The organism is Alicyclobacillus sp. SP_1 (assembly GCF_024706985.1).
GTDB lineage: Bacteria > Bacillota > Bacilli > Alicyclobacillales > Alicyclobacillaceae > Alicyclobacillus_I.
The window spans coordinates 63,778-84,481 of sequence record NZ_JAMCCX010000010.1 but is presented as its reverse complement, the minus strand read 5'-3'; the positions used below and the strand labels follow the sequence as shown (position 1 = coordinate 84,481).

The following is a 20,704-nucleotide window of genomic DNA, read 5'->3' as shown; positions in this document are numbered from 1 at the left end:
GCATGGCGCGGGAGGAAGCGAAAGTGTCAGACGTGGAGCAGAAGGAGATGGCGGCGCACCGGATTGAACAACTGCGCCAATTACTGGAGGAACATGCCAAGCGCTATTACGAGGAAGACAATCCTACGGTGACGGACGACGTGTGGGACGGGTGGATGCGAGAGCTGATTCAGCTCGAGTCGGAGTATCCAGAGTTTTTGTCCCCAGCGTCGCCCAGCCAGCGTGTAGGGGGGCTGCCGAGTTCTGGATTTGCTAAGGTTCAGCATCGGATTCCCATGCTGTCGCTCGCGAATGCCTACTCTCATGAGGAAATGCGTGACTTTCACCGCCGTGTCTCTGAGGTTGTGGGAGACGGCGTGCGTTACGTGTGTGAATTGAAAATCGACGGATTGGCGATTTCCCTCCGCTATGAGAACGGACAACTCGTGCAGGGTGCAACGCGCGGAGACGGAGAAACGGGAGAGGACATTACATCGAACATCCGAACCATCCGAAATGTGCCGCTCGTCTTGGCACAACCGCTGACCATCGAAGTGCGCGGAGAAGCGTACATGCCAAAGTCCGCCTTCCTCCGTCTCAATGAGGCGAGAGAACAGCATGGCGAAGCACTGTTTGCGAATCCCCGCAATGCCGCAGCGGGATCGCTCCGTCAATTGAATCCAGAGGTGGCTGCGCGGCGGGGCCTCGGTATTCTCGTCTATCAGGTGGCGTATGTGGAGGGTCGGCCGTTGGAGTCGCACTCGCAAGCGCTCGACTTGGCGAAAGAACTGGGGCTTCCAGCACACGGGGTGCGGGCGAATGGTTTGACCTTGGAAGGCGTACTCGAGTTTATTGAACAGTGGCAAGAGGAGCGGCACGGACTCCCTTATGCGACGGATGGGATGGTCGTCAAGGTGGATTCTCTGGCGATGCAGCAGGCGCTCGGTTTCACGGCGAAAAGCCCGCGCTGGGCGATTGCCTACAAGTATGCGGCTGAGGTCGCGGAGACGACGCTGGAAGAAATTGTGCTGAATATCGGCCGCACGGGTGTGGTTACGCCGACCGCCGTTTTCCAACCAGTGTCGCTCGCTGGTACAACCGTTTCTCGGGCGTCGCTTCACAACGAGGACATTGTGCGCGAACGCGATATTCGCGTGGGGGACAGAATTGTCGTTCAGAAAGCGGGGGATATCATCCCTGAGGTCGTGCGGTCCTTGCCAGAATATCGCACGGGGAATGAACAGGTGTTTGCCATGCCGGAAGGATGTCCGGAGTGCGGGCAGCGTCTCCACCGCATGCCGGAAGAGTCTGCCTGGCGCTGTATCAATCCGAATTGTCCGGCGGTCTTGCGGGAGTCGGTCATTCATTTTGCATCGCGTGATGCCATGGATATTGAGGGGCTTGGCGAGAGTTGGGTGGCAGCTCTGATTCAATCGGGACGCGTTCACTCCATCCCGGACATCTATCGATTGAGCAAAGAGTCGCTGTTGCAGTTGGAACGAATGGGGGAGAAATCCGCCGACAATTTGCTCGCCGCTATCGAACGCAGCAAGTCGGCTGGCCTAGAGCGCCTTCTCTTTGGAATTGGCATTCGCCACGTAGGGGAGAAAGCGGCGCGAGTTTTGGCGCAGTCTTTCGGAACTATGGAGCGGTTGCAGTCCGCTTCTTATGAAGACTTGGTGGCATTGAAAGATGTAGGGCCAAAAATGGCCGAGAGCATCCTCGACTATTTGCACGATGAGGCAATGCAGCGGATGGTGGGTCAACTCACAGAGCTTGGGGTGGCCATGGAGGCAAAGCAGCGGATTGACCCACCTGAAGATGGTCCGTTTCTTGGAAAGACCGTCGTTCTGACGGGACAACTGGAGTCCTTTGACCGCACGCGAGCGGCTGAAATTGTCACCATGCTGGGTGGCAAGGTGACAGGTAGTGTCAGTACAAAGACAGACATTGTCATTGCTGGAGAAAATGCGGGCCAAAAACTCGAGAAGGCACAGGAATTGGTCAGGTCGGGGAAGAAATCTGATTTGCAGATTCTCGATGAAGCCGCTTTTTGCGCCTGGATTGAGCCGTATCTGAAGTGAGCCTGACGGTCCGGCGACGAACGGTTTCTGCCCATTTCGGTGGAGTTTAACGGGGAGCGTGGAGGCGCGCTCGTTCCTTCATAGACAGACGGCGCGCCAATCTCGGTTATGCGAAGCGGATGTTCATTCGGATTGTTTGCTGCGCATAAATTCCGGGACGCTCAAGGTCTCTTCCGCCCGACTGTGAAAAAAGGCGACGCGTGTGGAGTACCGTCCGAGTGCAAAGGCAATCGGGATGCAGACGATGCATGCGGCGATGATTTCGTGGCTTGTCATAGTCATCCTCCTGTCTGGTTTTGTCCGCTCATTCTGCATGACCTTCTGTGAAACTGGAGAAAGTACAAGCGACGGACATTCGGTTCTACTCTGAAGGTATGCAACACGCGTTGCAGGCATGTCTGTTCTTTGAACTCGTATCTTGTCGATTTTGATATGTCTGATATAATGAAGCACGTGAACTGGCCTTGACATGCTTCACAGCACGCTGAATCGGGCATTCTGCCAATGCTGGCGAAGATTTGGCCGCTGGGTTGAAACGGTTGAATCGTGCGAATAGGGGGCTCCCTTATCATCATGCATCCTGCATGGTACTATCTACTGAGCTTTGGCTTAGCGTTTGCCATTGTCTACTTCTCTGTACCGTTCATTCGCCGTTTGGCCATGAAAACCGGATTTGTTGACAAACCAAATGGACGAAAAATTCACACTCAGCCGATACCCTTGCTGGGTGGTCTGGCTATATACTGTGGATTTCTTATTACAGCGGGAGTGCTTGGGCGTGCCGGGAGTACGTTTTGGGGCATTGCCATGGGCGGGCTGGTCATCTTCGCGATTGGCGTATTAGACGACTTCTACAAGACCCGCGGAAAAGATTTTCGTGCATGGCCAAAGTTTGTTATGCAGTTGGTTGCCGCGCTGATTCTCGTTCTCTACCAGATTCGCATCGTGGGCGTTTCGATTCCCTTTAACCACACGTACTACACATTCCCTCTGTGGCTGTCTGTGCTCGGCACGGTCCTGTGGGTGGTAGCCATCACCAATATGATGAATTTTCTAGACGGTGTCGATGGACTGGCGGCCGGTATTGCCGCTATTTCCGCAGTCACACTGTTTTTTATCGCGTTGCTGAAAGGTCAGACGGTGATGGCGGTCTTTGCCATCGCACTGGTGGGTAGCTCGATTGGGTTCTTGCGTCACAATTTTCACCCGGCCCGCATTTTTATGGGTGATGCTGGAGCAACATTTCTCGGTTTTGTGCTTGCTGCCATCGCGATTGACGGTGCCTTTAAGAGTGCCACCGTGGTCTCCGTCATGGTACCCGTATTGGCACTTGGAGTCCCCATCTTAGACACAGTCTGGGTGATGTTTCGGCGTCTGCGCGAAAATCGCCCCCTGCATATTGCGGACAAAGGGCACACTTTCCACATCCTCATGCGTTCCGGGTTGACGCAGATTCAAACGGTGACGGTTTTGTATTTGCTCGGCATTTGCTTCTCACTCGCGTCGATTGTCGTGCAACTGGTGGTCGTCCACTGAGTGAGTTTGTGCCGAGCGTATCCATCGAATCTATCCATTCAGCCCTTCCCCAGTGTGTTGCCCGAGAAGGCCGCAGATGGGAAAGGGCTGTGTGATATAATGCAACAATTGAATGTCCAGTGGACATCGGGCAGTTCCGGCAGGATACCGTTCATCGTCTCTTGACACGTTGCATTCCATCTCCAGCGAACACTGAGAGACACCCATGGCAGGGAAATTGTCTGCACCGATAAGGAGGAAGATAATGGATATTACAGAGGATACCGTTCGGCAAGTGGCCAAACTCGCGAGATTGGCCATGACGGACGAAGAAGTTCACGCGATGGCTCCTGAATTAAACGATATTTTGAGTTACGCTCAGCAACTTCAAAAAGTGTCTTTAGAAGATGTCGAGCCAACAAGTCACTCTCAGCTATTGACGAACGCACTGCGCGTGGATTCTCCGAAACCTTCACTGGCGCGAGAAGAAGCACTGCGCAACGCGCCGGACAGCGACGAAGGACAAATCCGCGTTCCGGCTGTATTGGAGGGCTAACATCATTGATGGAAACAGTGAAGCAGATTCAAGAGTCCCTTGCGAAGCGCGAGACCAAGCCGTCCGAATGGGTCGCCAAAGCTTTGCAGCAGATTGACGCACACGATGGTCAGATTGGCGCCTTTTTGACGGTTGATCGCGAGCAAGCGCTGGCCGCCGCAAAGCGGCTGGATGAAACCGAGACTGAGCAGGTGGAGCGTAGCGGGCCACAGCCACTGTTTGGTATTCCTTACGCACTCAAGGACAACATCTGTACAGAAGGCCTACGCACGACCGCGGCCAGTCGGATTCTCGAAAACTACATACCGCCGTATAGCGCCACCGTGTTGCATCGCCTTGAAGGGGCAGGCGGTGTCTTGGTCGGCAAGACGAATATGGATGAGTTCGCCATGGGTTCCTCCACAGAGACTTCCGCCTTTCAAGTGACCCACAATCCGCACCGGGTGGGACATGTGCCTGGCGGATCGAGCGGAGGTTCTGCGGCAGCTGTGGCGGCGAACATGGTTCCATTTGCGCTCGGCTCAGACACGGGCGGTTCCATTCGTCAACCGGCAGCTTTTTGTGGGGTGGTCGGTGTCAAGCCGACCTATGGCCGGGTGTCACGCTATGGTCTCATCGCTTTTGCATCGTCTCTCGACCAAATTGGCCCGTTCACACAGACGGTTGAAGATGCGGCCATCGTGTTGAATGCGATTTGTGGGTTCGATCCGCTCGATTCCACGTCCACCCAGCGCAAGGCGGAGCGCTTCGATGAAGACCTTGCGGCTGGCGTTCGTGGCCTCCGTGTGGGCGTGCTCAGGCATGCGGTCGATGGAGGCGTGGACGCAGGAGTTGCTGCTGCATTTCAGAAGGCCATGGAGGTTCTCAAAGACGCGGGGGCAGAACTGGTAGAGATGGACCTTCCGCACTTAGACTACGCCGTTGCCACGTACTATTTGTTGGCGCCCGCAGAAGCATCGTCGAATCTCGCACGCTATGATGGGGTCCGTTATGGCCGGCGCGTGGAGGCAGCGACGCTTCTTGACATGTACGAGAAGTCGCGCAGCGAAGGCTTTGGTCGAGAGGTCAAGCGCCGCATTATGATTGGCACCTACGCGCTGTCGAGTGGATATTACGACGCATACTACTTGCGTGCGCAAAAGATGCGCACGCTGATTCGCCAGGATTTCACGGAGGCATTCGCGACCTGTGACGTGATTGCCAGTCCCACGGTGCCAACGCCCGCGTTTGCTATCGGCGAAAAAGTGGACAATCCGCTACAGATGTACCTGAACGACATCTTTACGATTCCCGCGAATTTGGCGGGACTGCCGAGTATCAGCGTGCCTTGTGGAGCCGTCGACGGACTTCCGGTGGGGCTTCAACTGGTGGGCCAAGCGTTTGCGGAAAAAACTTTGTTGCGGGTCGCCTACGCTTACGAGCAGATGCGTGGTTTTGAGCGATCCCTCGGCAGCGAGGAGGTGGGCCAATGAACTACGAAACCGTCATCGGTCTGGAAGTTCATGTGGAGTTGAAAACGAAGACAAAGATCTTCTGCGGCTGCAGGAACGCATCGGGTGCGGAGCCAAACACCCATGTCTGCCCCGTTTGTCTCGGTCATCCAGGGACTCTTCCCGTGCTCAATGAGGAAGCCGTGGATTTGGCGTTGCGGGCTGCATTGGCACTCCACTGCCACATCAATCAAGACAATAAATTTGACAGGAAAAACTATTTTTATCCAGACCTGCCGAAGGGCTATCAAATTTCCCAGTACGATCGTCCGATAGGAGAGCACGGCTATGTGACGATTGAGGTTGGAGGGGTGGAGAAGCGGATTGGCATTACGCGTTTGCATCTCGAAGAGGATGCGGGGAAGTCCACCCATTCCATCGATGGTACGCATACGCTGGTCGACTACAACCGCACTGGGGTGCCCTTGGTGGAGATTGTCTCCGAGCCCGACATCCGGTCTCCAGAGGAAGCACGATTGTATCTCGAAGCGCTTCGCTCCATCCTTCTATACTGCCGCGTGTCCGACTGCAAGATGGAAGAAGGTTCGCTCCGCTGCGATGCTAACATTTCTCTCCGGCCGCTGGGTTCCGAGACATTCGGAAACAAGGCAGAGTTGAAGAACATGAACTCCTTTCGCAATGTGGAGCGCGGTCTGGAACACGAAGTCGTACGCCAGACTGCGGTGCTCAGTAGCGGTGGCACGGTTGTGCAAGAAACGCGCCGATTCGACGAAGCGACTCAGACCACGCTGTCGATGCGCTCTAAGGAAGAAGCGCATGATTACCGTTATTTTGCCGATCCGGATTTAGTTCGCGTCCACATTGACGATGTCTGGATGGAGAGCGCCCGTGCGCAGATTCCAGAGTTGCCGCAGGCGAAGATGGCACGCTACCGCAGGGACTACGAGCTGTCCGCTTACGACGCTGGGGTGCTGACGGCAGAAGTGGAAGTAGCGCGATATTTTGAGGAACTGATTGCAGGTGGGGTGCCAGCGAAGACAGCCAGCAATTGGGTGATGGGTGATTTGCTCGCCTACCTGAATTCGACCCACCGCACGATGGACCAGAGCCCAGTTTCACCCGCGCAATTGGCGGCGTTGATTGGCGAGATTGAGTCAAACCGAATTTCGCTCAAGCAGGGCCGCGAAGTATTTCGGCTGATGGCGGAGTCCGGAAAATCTGCCGCAGCCATCATTGAAGAGCGGGGGATGGTTCAACTCAGTGACGAGTCGGCCCTAGGGAGCATTCTCGATGAAGTCCTTGCCAACAATCCAAAGTCGGTCGAAGACTATTTGGGTGGCAAAGAGAAAGCACTGGCGGCGCTGGTTGGGCAGACCATGAAAGCGACCAAAGGGCAGGCCAATCCGGGTATCGTGAACAAGCTTTTGCTGGAAAAATTGGCAGGCAAGAAAGGATGACCAAGTCGGACGCACGGGCAGGCTGGGTGGGACAATTGGCGCAGGTCACGGCCACGCGCTTGAACGATGACGGCGACGGGGTTGCTAAAATTGGCCCGTTGACCGTATTTGTCCCGCAATTATTGCCGGGGGAATTCGCCCAAATTCGCGTCACTTCGGCACATCGCAACTTTCTCCGTGCAGAACTCGTCGAAATACAAGGAGAGTTTGCGCAACAGCGGGACGAGCCAGTCTGCCCTGTGTTCGGCCGTTGCGGCGGGTGCCAGTTGCAGCATATGGAATACGCGGAGCAACTGGAGCACAAGCGCCAGGTGACGGCAGGTCAGTTGCGCCGCGCGCTACACCAAGAGCAAAGTGTGCGCCGAACGCTCGCGTCTCCGTTCGCCCACCGCTACCGCAATCACGTCCAGATACCCGTCGCCTGGAACAAAGCCCTCGGTCGGCTGCAGTTTGGGTTTTACCATAGCGGATCGCACGACATGGTGGAGACCCCCACCTGCCACCTCATATCGACGGAGATGGAGATGCTCTGGTCGCAGATTCGCGACGAGATGGCCACGTGGCCAGAGCAGCTCGCCTCTGCCGTCCATCACCTGAGCTTGCGCGAGTCGGGCAGCACAGGGGCGCTCGCCGTCATCTGGTCTGTGGACGGGTGGCGTGAAGCGGTCGCAGAGAGGCTCTTGCGTTTCTATGAACGGCATTCAGGGCGCCATCACGGTGTGTGGACGGCGGCTATCACCGTGCAGCGACGTTTCGCCGCCACCCCTTACGGACAGACACTGGATGTTTTGGCGGGGCCGGAACGCCTCACAGAGCGTATCCTTGGCCGGACCTATCAGCTCTCGCTGAGGTCCTTTCTGCAAGTCAATCATTATCAAACACCGCATCTCTACGAGACCGTCCGCGCTGCTCTCCGCGAAGCGTCACCCGGGCGGGTGCTGGACGCGTTCTGTGGCGTGGGGACGATGAGTTTGTTGCTCGCCGAGGTCAGCAGCGAAGTGGTCGGAGTGGACTATCTGGAAAGCAACATTGCGGACGCCCATGCCAATGCTATGGAGAATGGCGTGTCCAATGTGCGCTTTGTCTCTGCTGCGGTCGAAGATTGGCTGCCAGAGCGCATCGCACGAGGCGAGAAGTTTGATACGGTCGTGGTCGATCCGCCGCGTAAAGGCCTCCCTCAACCCGCACTGGCCGCTCTCTTGGCTCTGCGGCCTCGGTCTATAATCTATGTTTCGTGCAATCCGGCAACGCTTGCGCGCGATCTCGCTGCTCTGACTGCAACAGACTACGCACTGGACATGGTTCAGCCGGTGGACATGTTTCCGCAAACTAGCCATGTGGAGTGCTGTATATCAACATATAGGGTGGACTAAAAATCGAGGGATGGGAATTGCCGACGCAGAGGAGAAGGCTCGATCTATGGGATCGGGCCTTCCTTGTCCGCCAAGCATTTTCTAGATTATGTGAATTAGTTTGTCCATGGCAACTTTTACGGCAGGTTCACACCGTTTTTCGCTGCCTGCATCGGTCACCACTCGGTTGGGAACACATGAATCTGACCGGCGACAACGTCTGGCAACGGAGCAACCAAGTGGAACGCGGCAAATTCGTGCCACTATGTCTTGTCGACAACGCCGTAAGGTGGATGTTTTGCTCAAAATATTTACGATACCCATTTACGTATGCCGAGAACCGTGTATCATAAAAGAGGGAATTTGCGGGCCGTATGCGCTTTGCCAGCCATCTCGCCCAAATGGTGCTGGTCGATCCGGGGTTGGTCACACAGGAGGGATTTCGAGGGTGTCAAGCGGGTGTGGCCCAAGGATACATCATCCCGGAGGGGTGGGTAACACCATGTGTGATGTTGCCCATCTCCGTTGGCAATGTTCATACGCAACCATTCTCCGTGATTTGGGATACGTCAGAAGTCGTTCAAACATTGCGTGACCGTAGTCAATTACGAGGAAGATGCATCAGTTGTCCCTTTCTGTACCATTGTGGCGGATGTCGCGGGGTGGCCTTTAGTTACACGGGTGACTATTTGGCTGATGACCCTCACTGTTGGCACGCGTTATCAGGACCTTATCATCCGAACTCCGACAAGGATTCGATGGCGATTCTGCGTCAAACAGGAGAGGAAGAGGTATGAAAACGGAGAGCCTTGGTGTTTCCGGCTCGAAAGAGCCCCGTCAGCAGAGCGGATTTCTCATTCTTAAACAGTACCCCCGGTACTCCTGGCTGTGGTCCGGCCAAACATTGTCGGTATTTGGCGACGCGTTATTTATCGTTGCCTTGCCGTGGATGGCTTACGTTGTCACCGGCTCTGCGCTCATTTTGGGCATGACCAGCGCGGCAACAGCCTTGCCTCCATTGCTCTTAAGCTTTGTGGCCGGTTCTATCGTGGATCGTATGAATAGACGAACGGTTATGATGGTCAGTGACCTCATTCGGATGCTCACGTTATTCGTATTCGGGATAATATTAGGAGCGCCGCATGTGCAAGCTTGGACCCTCATCGTGTTAGCGTTCGTGGAAGCCAGTGCAGCGTCCTTTTTCAAACCCGCTCGGGCAGCGGCAATCCCTCAGATTGTTCGCGCTGACGATCTTGTGCCAGCTAATGCCCTACTCTCGCTGTCGAGCCAAATCGCTTCCATGGTTGGCCCCACAGTCGCTGGCCTTTTAATTGGATTGGGCGGTCGGCAACTACCGTTTTTTTTGGATGGCGGAACCTTTATCCTTTCTGTGGCGGCAATTTGGGTAATGGGGCCTATAGCTTCACTCGCCAAGTCACCGGAGTCCGCCAAGGGTATCGGCGCGGCTTCTCGGGAAACATTGCAATTCATTCTCAAATCTCGGGTGATTGGCGCGTTGCTTTTGTTGCAGGCTGTGGATGCTGCCATTACGTCTACGTCAAAGAACAGAAAAAATTAGCCGTACCCTATCATCGCCCTTACATCAAAGTGATCTACGTGGAGCGTGCCATCGAATTATTGAAGGGAGGAGATTTCCCCGGTTGCCTGAGCCAGGGCGAAACGGTTGAAGAGGCCGTTGCCATGATTGAAGATGCCAAACGCGGATGGCTTGAGGTCTCGTTGGAGCTTGGGCATTCCATTCCGGAGCCGACCCGTGATTTGGCCATTGCGTTTTCGGGAAAATTTAATGTGCGCGTGCCCCGTACACTCCATAAGCTTCTCGTCGAAAAAGCAGCCGGGGAGGATGTGAGTTTGAACCAATACATCCTCTATCAACTCTCAAGCGCCGTTGGAATCCAGCAACCGAGAAAAGTGTCCCGTTCCTCGGAAGAACCCGTCAGGTGAGATTCGATGTACCTCCGCGAACTTCGCGTATTTCTTGGCGGTGCGCCAATTCATCTGCAACCGCTGTGCAATTTCCTGAACCGAACAATCCCACTTCTCACGTAGATATTCGGATATACTCTTGTTGTGGCACGTTCTACATTCCTCTCTCGCTCTTCCTCAATGTTTCCTTTGTATTTGCCATGTTGGGTCTCGGCGGCGGCATGCTGTACGTTCCGATTTTCCACTGGCTCGGATTTGGCTTGAAGGATGTCGTGATTCCCTTGGGGTTGTTGTTGAACGGGTTGAACACGCTCATCGCGCTGATCCCCTATGGGCGCAAAAAACTGGTGGATTGGCGCGGAGGGTTGCCCATGGCGATCAGCGCCCTGATCTTTGCACCGATCGGAGGACTGTTGGCGCCCTATGTGCCAAACAAATGGCTGCTGATTCCGTTTTCGGTCATGGTTTTGATAGCCGCTGTCCGTACGCTGTGGGTAGCGAATCAGGCCGATTCGGATAAGGAGATCTCATTTGCCCGACGCGTGATCATCGGAAGTCTGGTTGCCGCTCTTGCAGGTCTTTTGGGCGGGCTGCTGGGAATCGGCGGAGGATTCATCATCAGTCCGATGCTGATGTGGATTGGATATAAAACCAAACAGGCGGCGGCCACGACGGCTTACATTGTTACATTTTCAAGTTTCTCAGGGTTCTTGGGACATGTCGCTCATATGACCATTGATCCACAGCTTCTGTTCGTCACTGTCGGCACCGTGATCCTGGCGTAGTTGGCTGGCGCGGGATTCATGGCCAACCGAGCAAAACCGCAATGGGTGAAATGGTTTTACGGTATTTTGCTTGTGGTTGTTGCAGGGAAAATGCTCTTGCCCCTGCTGTAGGACATGATCTGTTCAAAACATGTTCCATCGTATTTTTGGATGCGGTTGATTCCGACGAAGGAAGGCGGAATGGCAGGTGGACGGCAGAGAACGGATTCAAGTGGATGTGGTCGCGCTCGGCGGTGATCAAAAAGTATTCTGAACGACCTTGCGCAACCGCATCACGTTGACTATAATATAAGAGTATCATTATATGACAATAGAAAGATGGTGGCGTGAAGTGAACGAACTTACAAAAGAACTGATTCAAGTCGCGGCGGCTCTGACAGCCGGATGCGCATCCTGTCTTGAACAGCACGTGCCGAAAGCCAGAGAACAGGGCGCGAGTGACGCCGATCTACAAGAAGTGCTTCTCTTGGTTCGTCCGGTAAAACTCGCCGCAACGATGAAGATCGATGAATTTGCGGAGAACCTGTTCGCACAAGAACGAACGCTATTGACCGTCGTGAGTCAAGGTTCCGGTTGCGGATGTGGTTCTGGAAACTGTTGTTCCTAAAAAAACGGAGGTGGAATGCGAGATGAAAATTGACATTTTCGACCCGGAAATGTGTTGTTCCACAGGAGTTTGCGGAACATCCCCTGATCCTGAGTTGATTCGTATGGGCGAACTGGTGGAGAAATTGAAAGCGGATGGGCATAGTGTCGCTCGATACATGCTCAGCCGCGATGCCACCGCCTTTACAGCGAATCAACAGGTGTATGAACTCCTGCTCAAAGGTGGCATGAAGGTTTTGCCGATCGTCGTGGTGGATAGCACGATTCGCGCATTGGGAAAATACCCGCAAATGGAAGAATTACTCACAGCAAAGGAGTCTTAGGTGATGACGCAGTATCTGTTCTTCTCGGGGAAAGGCGGGGCAGGAAAAACCTCTCTTTCCTCCAGCACAGCGGTGATGTTGGCAAAACAGGGACAAAAGACATTGTTGGTGACGACCGATCCAGCCTCCAATTTGGGGGATGTGTTCGGGCAAGAAGTGGGTCTTCAAGTCCGTGAGGTGACAGGTGTTCCCCGACTGTATATCCAAGAGATCAATCCGGATGCAGCCCTACAGTCGTATAAAGACCGTGCTTTAGCTCCAATGCGCGAGGTATTTCCCGAAGAAGTCGTGCGAGCGGCAGAGGAGAAAATGAGTGGGCCTTGCACAGAGGAGGTCGCGACATTCGATCAGTTCATCGCGTGCATGCACCAACCGGACTATGACTGGGTGGTGTTTGATACGGCCCCAACAGGACATACCCTGCGTCTCCTGGAGTTGCCGAGCAGTTGGAGTCTGCATATCGAAGAAAGCGCAGCGGGGAGTGGTCAAACCTGCATCGGCAGCGTCGATGCCCTGACGGCCTCCAAAGCGGAGTACGACAAAGCCGTACGCGCCTTGCAGGATGGTTCATTAACGACTTTTGTGTTTGTCACGCAGCCTGCACGATTGTCAATGGATGAAATGCTTCGGTCATCTGGTGAATTGCACAAGCTCGGAATTGAAAACCAGGTTGCAATTGTGAACGGCGTGATTCCAGAGGATGAACGTACTCACCCGTATTCTGGTCGTCGATGGCGAAAACAGGAACCCTACATCCAGGAACTTTCCTTTCGTTTTGCTGGAAGGATTGGGATCATGCCCCTGTACGCGGATGAAGTCAAAGGAATTGCGATGTTGGAGCAGGTGGGGGGAGATTTACAACATGCTATCAACCTATGAAAAATTGCCTGCTGACCTGCTGTTGCCCCATGGCGAGAAACGCAGAAGAATTTTCTTGGCCGGGAAGGGCGGTGTGGGGAAAACTACGCTCGCCTGTACGATAGCTATGTATACGGCTGATCAGGGTCTTAAAACGCTGCTTGTAACTACAGACCCAGCGGCTCACATCGGCAACGTATTTGGTGAAACTGTAACAGCTTCGCCCAAGCAGATTTCGGGAACCAGTCTATGGCTGGCGCGTATTGATCCCAAAGTCGCTTTTGAAGCGTATCGACAACAGGTGCTTTCGTCTCTTGTGGATCAATTTGGGAATGGCGAAACGGTTAATCGGGTCAGTGAAGAGCTCAATTCACCCTGTACGGAAGAAGTTGCCGTATTCCAAGAATTTTTGGAGTATCTCTTGAGCGACGAATATGAGGTGACCGTATTTGACACGGCTCCCACCGGACACACCATTCGCCTCCTGCAGCTATCTTGGGATTACGAAACGGAGTTAGAGAATAAGGATGCTTTTACCGCTGAAACCGCCGCATTGGATGGCGCGCAGTTAGCCCGTATGAATGACGCGATTCGAACATTGCAAGACCGGGATGAAACGGGAATGTTCTTTGTCACGCTGCCGGAGGCCACGCCGATTGCGGAAATGGAACGGGCGATGGCGGATTTGGAGAGAACGCAGATCCATACGGAAGCGATCATTATCAACCAAGTACTTCCCGAGGAGGCGGCAACCAGTCGACTGTTTGGGAAGCGTTTGAAACTGCAAACAGCGCATATTAAAGCAGTCAAAGAACGCAACAGCGATCAAACGATTGCGGTGGCGACCTTGCAGGAAGATGAGATTCTTGGCCCCGAGTTATTGAAGCAATTTGCCGAGCAAGTGGTTGAAAAATCTCAGGAGGTCATAGTATGAGCGGGAAAATTGCGATTGTCATTAACTCTGGATGGGATCAGAAGGACAAGGTGACGTCAGGACTCCACGTCGCAAAACGCATCTTCGACGCGAAGGAAGAAAATCAAATGGATGCTGTGGAAGTCTTCTTGTTTACCGGGGCAGTGAAATTGCTTGAATCCGTACCCGCGGAAGTCGATCAGACGCTTGTCGAGTTGAAAGAAGCAGGCCTCGTGGTTGGGGCTTGTTCAAATCAGGTAGACAGTTGGAAATTGCATGAGCCAGCCAGTCAATACGGAATTCAACTCGAGTTTGCACGGGATGCGTTTTCCCGATACGCCCGTGAAGGATATACCGTACTGACGTTCTAACAAGGCCAACTCGGTGGAACCTCACGAATTTGTCGCTTCACCGAGTTGGATTCAATTTTTTGCGGAGCGTGATAACCCTATGAAGGATAATCATGAGGATGCACTTTGGTATTGGAGTAAAGAGGCCGAAAACGCGCCGTACATGCCGACCTTTCAGGTGCGGGATACGGAATCCAGTCACGGCCGTTACGCTGCGCAGACAAAATTCATCCGCGGGATCGATCTCGTTCGTTTCCATGGACATGCATGCGATGGATTGTTTCGAGGCATGTATGCCATGTCGCAAGCGTTAGGCGTGCTGTTTCCAGACGGAATCATTGACCGTACCAATCTACGCTTTCTGTCTCGAAACAGTTCCTGCTTGGGGGATGTCGGCGCTTATCTCACCGGCGGACGCGTTCGATTCGGAACACAGGATGTGCGCAATCGGCCGGGGGTCTGGTATATCGTCCAAAACATGTCAACCGGGCAAACGGTAGAAGTGGTGGAGGGGGAAGGGTTCTTTCCAAAGGGAATCATGGACTTGGAATCCCGTATATCCACCCTCACTGAGTCGGAGAAGATTCAAGCGGTATCCCAGTTGAAACAGATGCAAGACGACTGGTTACGCATGCATTTATTCCCGTATCGACCTGATGATCATTATCCTGTTCGTGAAATTCCCTTTACGTGGGAGGCAGTTCCTTACGAGAATAAGGGAACTCGGACGGATATTCTTTATAAGAATGTTCCCATGGGAGGTGAATAGGGCGCGATGGTGCATGATTTCGAGGATCTAGCGGAAGTATACAAAGCTCTTGCTGACAAGACGCGTCTGCACATGCTGGCTCTGCTGGCCTGTGAGGAGTTATGCGTCTGTGAATTTGTTCCTATTTTAGATATGTCGCAGCCCAGTGTGTCTCAGCACCTTCGTAAGCTGAAACAAGCAGGACTTGTTAAGGAACGAAAAACAGCCCAGTGGGTCTTCTATTCCATGGATGGCTCAAGGTTCCCTTTGCTCAAGGACATCGTAGACTCATTCCCCAACGTAGCGGCCGAGATTGAACAGTTAAAGTCCCGAGGACTGCGAGTTCAGTGTACCTTGTAAACCCATAAAGGGGGCGGAAATGTGGCATATCTTGCCGTAGGAATTTTTTTAGTCACTTTGATTTTCGTCATCTGGCAGCCCAGGGGCTTGTCGATTGGCTGGAGCGCATTCGGCGGCGCGGTGTTGGCGCTCGTGTTCAGGGTCGTAACGCTCTACAACGTCGTGGAGGTGACCCGAATTGTCTGGGATGCGACACTCACGTTTGTGGCCATCATCATCATCGCCTCGATCCTTGACAAAATCGGATTCTTCGAATGGGCTGCGCTGAAGATGGCGCATGCCGCCAAAGGGGATGGGCGGAAGGTGTTTCTCTACGTGACGCTCCTCGGCGCCTTGGTGGCCGCTTTCTTCGCCAACGATGGCGCGGCGCTGATTTTAACGCCGATTGTGCTCGAGAAAGTTAAACTGTTGAAGTTTGACATGAAGAAAATGTTGCCGTTCATCATGGCGAGCGGTTTTATTGCGGACACCACGTCGCTGCCGCTGATCGTCAGCAACCTGGTCAACATCGTGTCGGCGGATTACTTTCACATCGGATTTCTCAGCTATGCGATGCACATGATTGTGCCGGATATTTTTTCGCTGGGTGCAAGCATTGCGGTTCTATACCTGGTGTTTGGCAGAGACATTCCGAAAACCTACAATCCAGCGGACTTGCCTGAACCGGCAGAGGCCATTGTGCATCAGGGGATGTTCCAGGCGTCCTGGGTCATCCTTGGCATCCTCCTCGTGGGGTACATTCTGACGGAACTCCTGCACATCCCCGTCTCGTTTGTTGCGGGGCTGGTGGCGATTGTGTTTCTTGTCAGCGGGAGCCGAACGAAAGTCGTTCATCCGTGGCGCGTCATTCGTGAGGCGCCCTGGGCGATCGTCGTGTTCTCCATTGGGATGTATGTGGTGGTATTCGGGCTTCGCAATGCGGGGTTCACGAACATCCTCGGGCACGTGATTCAGGGGGCCACTCATAGCGGTCTATACGGGGGCACGCTGGCCACCGGTTTTATTGCCGCCGCGCTTTCAAGCATCATGAACAATATGCCGACGGTCATGTTCGACGCACTCGCCATTCACTCAACCCACGTTTCGGGCGTCATGCACCAGGCTTTGGTTTACGCGAACGTGATCGGGTGCGACCTGGGGCCGAAGATCACCCCGATTGGTTCACTCGCCACGCTGTTGTGGCTGCATGTACTGAAAAAGAGGGGCATCACCATCACATGGGGCCGGTATTTCAAAACCGGCGTCTTGCTGACGATTCCAACCCTGTTTGTCACACTGTCTGGTTTGTACCTGTGGACCGCCCTAATTGGATAATCGGCGGCAACAGGGGATCCACAGTGCCGGCGATGAGGCGCATACATATTCAAGCTTGGGGTAAGTGAACGAAACAAAGGATAGGGAGCGAAAGACATGACAAACAAGAATGAAATGAAGAAGCCGTTGATTTACTTTATTTGCACAGGGAACTCTTGCCGGAGCCAAATGGCGGAAGGATGGGGACACCACCTCTTTGGGGATCGGATCGATTTTGCCAGCGCCGGGATTGAAGCGCACGGTCTCAATCCTCGCGCCGTGCAGGCGATGGCGGAAACGGGCGTCGATATCTCGCATCACCAATCGTCGCTCATAGACCAGGATCTGTTGATGCAAGCCGACTTTGCGATTACCCTCTGCGGCGATGCCAACGACCGCTGCCCGGTCACGCCGCCTTCCGTAAGGCGCTTGCATTGGGGTTTCGAAGACCCGGCGCGGGCGACTGGAAGCGAAGAAGAGATCATGGGTAAATTTCATGAGGTGCGCGACGCCATCCGGGAGCGTCTGGAACACTTTGTGCAAGAAGAGATGGAGCGTGAGCGTGTAAACTCTATACGAACAAGCGAGTCGCTGCGTTTCTCGTTGACGGACGAAAAGGAGGGCTACTGATGGAGAAAACGGGCTGATAGCCCAGTTTTCATAAGGCAAATCGCTGATATTGCACTTGTTGCGGGCTGGCGCACAAACGAAATCGCCCCCCTTCGTGTCACGCTGTCTACGGGTTTCGCCTGAACGCACGAATCTTCTGACTTCGAATCTGTCATCTCGTTCCTACCTTGCGAACCCGCTCTCGACACACCGAGGGCGGGTTGTTCATTTGTCATCCACGCCCATGCGCTAGAATAGAAACGGAGTCCATTGAGGAACTCGTTGAGTTGGCCGAAGAGCGCAAACGTGCGCACTTCCAAGCCGTTGATCCCATCTATTCATACCTATATACGGATGTGCGCAGAACAGACAACATTCAGTATACTGCCTCCCTGTTTGGGTTCGTTATGCGCGTTTATCCAGTGAGCAGAAGGAGACACGCCGGGTGGAAGTTTTGCGAATCAACTTCATCGTTCAAAAACCGGAGTATCCGAGGGGTGCGAAGAGGTTTGAGATCGACGACAGTAAGTATGGAACCACGGACGGAGTCTGTCTGCATCCAGATGGGCTTCGTACGCCGTTTTCGCCAGCAAGCTCGACCTCGTTTGGGAGCTGGTCCTGGCGTCAGAAAGTATCCGATCGGCTGTGTGTCGTCATGGAACGGGGCTATCGGAGCAAGTACCTGCTGCATCGGTGTGAGTCGGCTTGGTCTGACTGGATAACTCAGGACAATCCCCTTGTCCATAGTGACATTTTCACTGACGAACGACAAATCTGAATAATTTGGTTGACAGGTGATAGATAGCATATTGATTCCACTGCGAAAACCCCTTAGTTCAGGATAGTCCGATCCTATGCTGCGCCCAAACTCCATTTTAAAGTGGCTTTCTCTCGAAATCGGACGAATATTTCACTCGTATTTCCTTGGAATCGATTGAAACCCGCTCATTGCTGTGAGTCATGTTCCGCGCGAGGGGTTTTCGCAGTGGAATCATATTATAATTTTCAAAGAGGTTTTGGGACCGCTCCCAAACCAGCAAATGAGATGATGAAGTGGAAAAAGGTCAAGGCGTTTTTACCATCAATGAAATTGCGCGTGCTGCTGGAGTCTCTCGTTCAACGGTATCGCGGGTTCTAACAAAGCATCCCAATGTCAAACCGTCCACACGTAAACTGGTTGAGGAGGTCATTCAAAAGCTTGACTATCACCCCAGTCCGATTGCCCAAGGTAAGGTGGCCCCGTTTGTCAAGACAATCTTTTTCCCTCTGCTAAGCTACTCTCAAGTGAGTCTGTCAAGGCACTCTTTCCAGGCTTGACAGACGGCTCATCACCACCTTCATACTGGACTTGGTAGTCGAAGCCACATACCTGTGGATTCGGCCTAACCCCCCCCCCTGTAGTTCTCTGTCAAGCGATCACTCGTACGACATCATCTCTCCGGGGTACGACTGGAATCGGATCCTCCGGCACCATTCCCTTCATATATATCTCAGCTGGTGTGTGATCACGTAACGATTGGTGAGGTCTCTCGTGATTGTACCGGTGGATAAACCGTCCAATATTCAACCTCGCCTCTCTGGGATTCGCATACTCTTTTGTATACACTTCTTCGTATTTCAGCGTACGCCAAAAGCGTTCCGTGAAGATGTTGTCCAGAGCGCGATTCTTTCCATCCATGCTGATCTTTACTCCTGCTGCCTTGAGCAGATCCGTGTACTGAGGACTGGTAAAATGGCTCCCCTGGTCGCTATTCCAAATCTCTGGTACAGCCTGTCCCAGTGCCTCCGTAGTGGCCTCCAGTACAAAACCGATATCCAGTGTCTGCTCCAGTCGCCAACTGACCACGTACTGTGAATACCAATCGATGACGGCTACCAGATACATCCACCCATGCTTCAGCCGGATGAAGGTGATATCGATCCCCCACACATGGTTACAGTGGCCGGCCTTGATGTTGCGCAGCAGATATGGGTAGATCTGATGTTGCAGGTTGCGTTTGCTCAGGTTTGGCCCTGGACACACGCCGACGATCCCCATCTCGCGCATACTGCGCCTCACGCGTTTTCGGTTGATGACCCACCCTTCTCGCCGTAAAATAGCGGTAATATAACGGCTCCCCGAGACAGGGCGATCGGTGTAGATCTCGTCGATGCGTCGCCTTAGATCCACTTCCTCTTCTGAAGCACCCACTGGCTTGTAGTACAGGCTCGTGCGGTTCAGATTCAGCAGATCCGCCTGCTGGGATATAGGCAAGTCCGGAACATCTGGATCCTGCGGAGTCTCCTACTCGATCCATTGCATCCGTTCCGATTTAGTCCGGGTGGATGCCACTTTTTTTTTGAGCCAATCCAGTTGGGTTGTCAGCTTCCCAATCTTGGAATAGAGTTCTGCCATTTCCTGCTCATGCTGAGTTTTGAGTACCGACATGCTTTTCTTGTCTTCATCCTCGGCGTATTGTCTCTTCATTCACCGCGCCAACTGTTGCACAAAAATACCCTCTTGCCCAAAGATGCTGTCCCCAGTACCTCTTTTGCAAATGCGAGAATTCTTCCTGTAGCAGCCTTGATGACCGTCCTTTCAGGTACTGCACGACCTTCGTCGGTACGATTGTCGGCGGACAAGACACCAACAAATGGACGTGATCCTTTCCAACGCTGCCCTTGATAATCGTGATATCCCGTGCCATGCAACACTGGCGAATCAGTTCCCTCGTCCTATGCGCTACTTCTCCTGTCAGTACGTGATACCGATACTTCGTCACCCACACCATGTGATATTTGATATCGTATACTGAGTGTCCACCCGTTTGGTAATCCACCATGCGGTCCACCTCTGTGTCCATCCTAACTGCTGAACACGCGATGGTCAAAAGAACTTGCTAAAGCTGTCCGACTAAAGTCGGAGGATTTAGACCTGGCGCATGGAAATTAAAAATGGACAGTGGGCGTCAGTTTGCACAAAGATGGCTTTTACAATCTGATCATCCAACAGCGATATTCGCTGCCAATGACCTTATGGCGATGGGATTCATGGATGCACTGCAAGAAGAAGGGTTCAGCATACCTGGAGATGTCAGCGTAGTTGGATATGACGATATGCCCTATGCTCGGGTAAAGTCGATTTCTCTTACTACAGTATGCCAACCGCATTATGAGATGGGAACTACGGCAATGTCGTATCTGATAGAAAGAATTCGTGGTACAGTAACTAGTCTGCAGCGTATGACTTTTACGTCGGATCTCGACACCAACAAGTATGAGAAGGGGATTAAGGTCTCAGACGATGAGCTCGCACAGGTCAATTTGAAGCGCAACGACTTTCGTGGCGAGTGGAATTACGAGATCGCGCCAGCTTCCGATGAAAAAGTTATTTTGTAAAGGCTCCTAACCCCAGCGTGGATATTTTATCTACGTCAAGTGCATCAAAAAATTGTTTCTGTGAACTGACGTCTATATAGACGAGCCCACCCATTCTTTGGTTGCAGGGATTTTTGTTAAGGAATGTATGAAACCAGATG

24 protein-coding genes and 1 pseudogene are annotated in these 20,704 nt (G+C 53.3%); 22 read left to right on the top strand and 3 right to left on the bottom strand.

Features of this window, described 5'->3' with window-relative positions; genetic code table 11:
• The first annotated feature begins 2 nt into the window (after nucleotides 1–2).
• The gene (ligA, locus tag M4I36_RS01900) at nucleotides 3–2,063 is read left to right on the top strand and encodes an NAD-dependent DNA ligase LigA (protein ID WP_258109939.1); all 2,061 of its coding nucleotides are present in this window, start codon (nucleotides 3–5) and stop codon (nucleotides 2,061–2,063) included.
• Nucleotides 2,064–2,186: 123 nt separating this feature from the next.
• Here the strand turns inward: ligA and M4I36_RS01895 are convergent, their stop codons facing one another.
• Nucleotides 2,187–2,339, bottom strand: coding sequence for a hypothetical protein (locus M4I36_RS01895; RefSeq protein WP_258109938.1), 153 nt, complete (start codon nucleotides 2,337–2,339; stop codon nucleotides 2,187–2,189).
• Nucleotides 2,340–2,636: 297 nt separating this feature from the next.
• On the opposite strand from M4I36_RS01895, the gene M4I36_RS01890 reads away from it, so the two are divergent.
• From M4I36_RS01890 to M4I36_RS01795, 20 genes are all read left to right on the top strand, one after another.
• Complete coding sequence (locus tag M4I36_RS01890) at nucleotides 2,637–3,599, top strand: MraY family glycosyltransferase (protein ID WP_258109937.1); 963 nt, start codon at nucleotides 2,637–2,639, stop codon at nucleotides 3,597–3,599.
• Between the two features lie 244 nt (nucleotides 3,600–3,843).
• Nucleotides 3,844–4,134 (top strand): Asp-tRNA(Asn)/Glu-tRNA(Gln) amidotransferase subunit GatC, encoded by a 291-nt coding sequence (gatC, locus tag M4I36_RS01885; protein ID WP_258109936.1) that lies wholly within the window; start codon nucleotides 3,844–3,846, stop codon nucleotides 4,132–4,134.
• Between the two features lie 8 nt (nucleotides 4,135–4,142).
• Complete coding sequence (gene gatA, locus M4I36_RS01880; RefSeq protein ID WP_258109949.1) at nucleotides 4,143–5,606, top strand: Asp-tRNA(Asn)/Glu-tRNA(Gln) amidotransferase subunit GatA; 1,464 nt, start codon at nucleotides 4,143–4,145, stop codon at nucleotides 5,604–5,606.
• Nucleotides 5,603–7,042, top strand: a complete 1,440-nt coding sequence (gatB, locus tag M4I36_RS01875) for an Asp-tRNA(Asn)/Glu-tRNA(Gln) amidotransferase subunit GatB (protein ID WP_258109935.1) — start codon at nucleotides 5,603–5,605, stop codon at nucleotides 7,040–7,042. Before gatA ends, gatB begins: the two co-directional genes overlap by 4 nt.
• Nucleotides 7,039–8,415 carry a 23S rRNA (uracil(1939)-C(5))-methyltransferase RlmD gene (gene rlmD, locus M4I36_RS01870; protein ID WP_258109934.1) on the top strand — a complete coding sequence of 459 codons (1,377 nt, stop codon included), beginning with the start codon at nucleotides 7,039–7,041 and terminating at the stop codon, nucleotides 8,413–8,415. Before gatB ends, rlmD begins: the two co-directional genes overlap by 4 nt.
• Before the next feature lie 353 nt (nucleotides 8,416–8,768).
• Nucleotides 8,769–9,191 carry an SPASM domain-containing protein gene (locus tag M4I36_RS01865; protein ID WP_079290587.1) on the top strand — a complete coding sequence of 141 codons (423 nt, stop codon included), beginning with the start codon at nucleotides 8,769–8,771 and terminating at the stop codon, nucleotides 9,189–9,191.
• A complete protein-coding gene (locus tag M4I36_RS01860) occupies nucleotides 9,188–9,973 on the top strand; it encodes an MFS transporter (protein WP_079290588.1) in 786 nt (261 codons plus the stop codon). The genes M4I36_RS01865 and M4I36_RS01860 overlap by 4 nt, the downstream gene beginning before the upstream one ends.
• Nucleotides 9,974–10,002: 29 nt before the next feature.
• On the top strand, nucleotides 10,003–10,359 hold the full coding sequence (locus M4I36_RS01855; protein WP_308660954.1) for a toxin-antitoxin system HicB family antitoxin: 357 nt from the start codon (nucleotides 10,003–10,005) through the stop codon (nucleotides 10,357–10,359).
• Nucleotides 10,360–10,424: 65 nt separating this feature from the next.
• A complete protein-coding gene (locus M4I36_RS01850) occupies nucleotides 10,425–11,126 on the top strand; it encodes a sulfite exporter TauE/SafE family protein (RefSeq protein ID WP_218669706.1) in 702 nt (233 codons plus the stop codon).
• Nucleotides 11,127–11,430: 304 nt separating this feature from the next.
• Nucleotides 11,431–11,733, top strand: coding sequence for a carboxymuconolactone decarboxylase family protein (locus M4I36_RS01845; protein ID WP_079290589.1), 303 nt, complete (start codon nucleotides 11,431–11,433; stop codon nucleotides 11,731–11,733).
• A 22-nt stretch (nucleotides 11,734–11,755) separates the two neighbouring features.
• Complete coding sequence (gene arsD, locus M4I36_RS01840) at nucleotides 11,756–12,055, top strand: arsenite efflux transporter metallochaperone ArsD (RefSeq protein WP_079290590.1); 300 nt, start codon at nucleotides 11,756–11,758, stop codon at nucleotides 12,053–12,055.
• 3 nt (nucleotides 12,056–12,058) lie between these two features.
• Nucleotides 12,059–12,934 carry an ArsA family ATPase gene (locus M4I36_RS01835; protein WP_218669707.1) on the top strand — a complete coding sequence of 292 codons (876 nt, stop codon included), beginning with the start codon at nucleotides 12,059–12,061 and terminating at the stop codon, nucleotides 12,932–12,934.
• A complete protein-coding gene (locus M4I36_RS01830; protein WP_179123085.1) occupies nucleotides 12,918–13,847 on the top strand; it encodes an ArsA family ATPase in 930 nt (309 codons plus the stop codon). The genes M4I36_RS01835 and M4I36_RS01830 overlap by 17 nt, the downstream gene beginning before the upstream one ends.
• Nucleotides 13,844–14,197, top strand: a complete 354-nt coding sequence (locus M4I36_RS01825) for a DsrE family protein (protein ID WP_079290605.1) — start codon at nucleotides 13,844–13,846, stop codon at nucleotides 14,195–14,197. Before M4I36_RS01830 ends, M4I36_RS01825 begins: the two co-directional genes overlap by 4 nt.
• Nucleotides 14,198–14,210: 13 nt before the next feature.
• Nucleotides 14,211–14,945 (top strand): formylmethanofuran dehydrogenase subunit E family protein, encoded by a 735-nt coding sequence (locus M4I36_RS01820; protein ID WP_258109933.1) that lies wholly within the window; start codon nucleotides 14,211–14,213, stop codon nucleotides 14,943–14,945.
• A gap of 6 nt (nucleotides 14,946–14,951) precedes the next feature.
• The gene (locus M4I36_RS01815; RefSeq protein WP_079290607.1) at nucleotides 14,952–15,284 is read left to right on the top strand and encodes an ArsR/SmtB family transcription factor; all 333 of its coding nucleotides are present in this window, start codon (nucleotides 14,952–14,954) and stop codon (nucleotides 15,282–15,284) included.
• Between the two features lie 21 nt (nucleotides 15,285–15,305).
• Complete coding sequence (locus M4I36_RS01810; protein ID WP_079290609.1) at nucleotides 15,306–16,598, top strand: arsenic transporter; 1,293 nt, start codon at nucleotides 15,306–15,308, stop codon at nucleotides 16,596–16,598.
• Between the two features lie 114 nt (nucleotides 16,599–16,712).
• Nucleotides 16,713–17,207: an arsenate reductase (thioredoxin) gene (gene arsC, locus M4I36_RS01805; RefSeq protein ID WP_079290749.1), complete on the top strand. Its 495-nt coding sequence runs from the start codon at nucleotides 16,713–16,715 to the stop codon at nucleotides 17,205–17,207.
• Between the two features lie 424 nt (nucleotides 17,208–17,631).
• Nucleotides 17,632–17,964, top strand: coding sequence for a hypothetical protein (locus M4I36_RS01800; RefSeq protein WP_079290614.1), 333 nt, complete (start codon nucleotides 17,632–17,634; stop codon nucleotides 17,962–17,964).
• A gap of 275 nt (nucleotides 17,965–18,239) precedes the next feature.
• Entirely contained in the window at nucleotides 18,240–18,503 is a 264-nt protein-coding gene (locus M4I36_RS01795; RefSeq protein ID WP_079290616.1) for a LacI family DNA-binding transcriptional regulator, read from the top strand.
• Nucleotides 18,504–18,669: 166 nt separating this feature from the next.
• On the opposite strand, the pseudogene M4I36_RS01790 reads toward M4I36_RS01795, so the two are convergent.
• Both M4I36_RS01790 and tnpA read right to left on the bottom strand, forming a co-directional pair.
• Nucleotides 18,670–19,440 (bottom strand): annotated as a pseudogene (locus tag M4I36_RS01790) (IS3 family transposase); the annotation flags it as partial.
• A 187-nt stretch (nucleotides 19,441–19,627) separates the two neighbouring features.
• On the bottom strand, nucleotides 19,628–20,005 hold the full coding sequence (tnpA, locus tag M4I36_RS01785) for an IS200/IS605 family transposase (protein ID WP_079290751.1): 378 nt from the start codon (nucleotides 20,003–20,005) through the stop codon (nucleotides 19,628–19,630).
• Nucleotides 20,006–20,120: 115 nt separating this feature from the next.
• On the opposite strand from tnpA, the gene M4I36_RS01780 reads away from it, so the two are divergent.
• On the top strand, nucleotides 20,121–20,564 hold the full coding sequence (locus tag M4I36_RS01780; RefSeq protein ID WP_079290621.1) for a substrate-binding domain-containing protein: 444 nt from the start codon (nucleotides 20,121–20,123) through the stop codon (nucleotides 20,562–20,564).
• Nucleotides 20,565–20,704 lie beyond the last annotated feature (140 nt).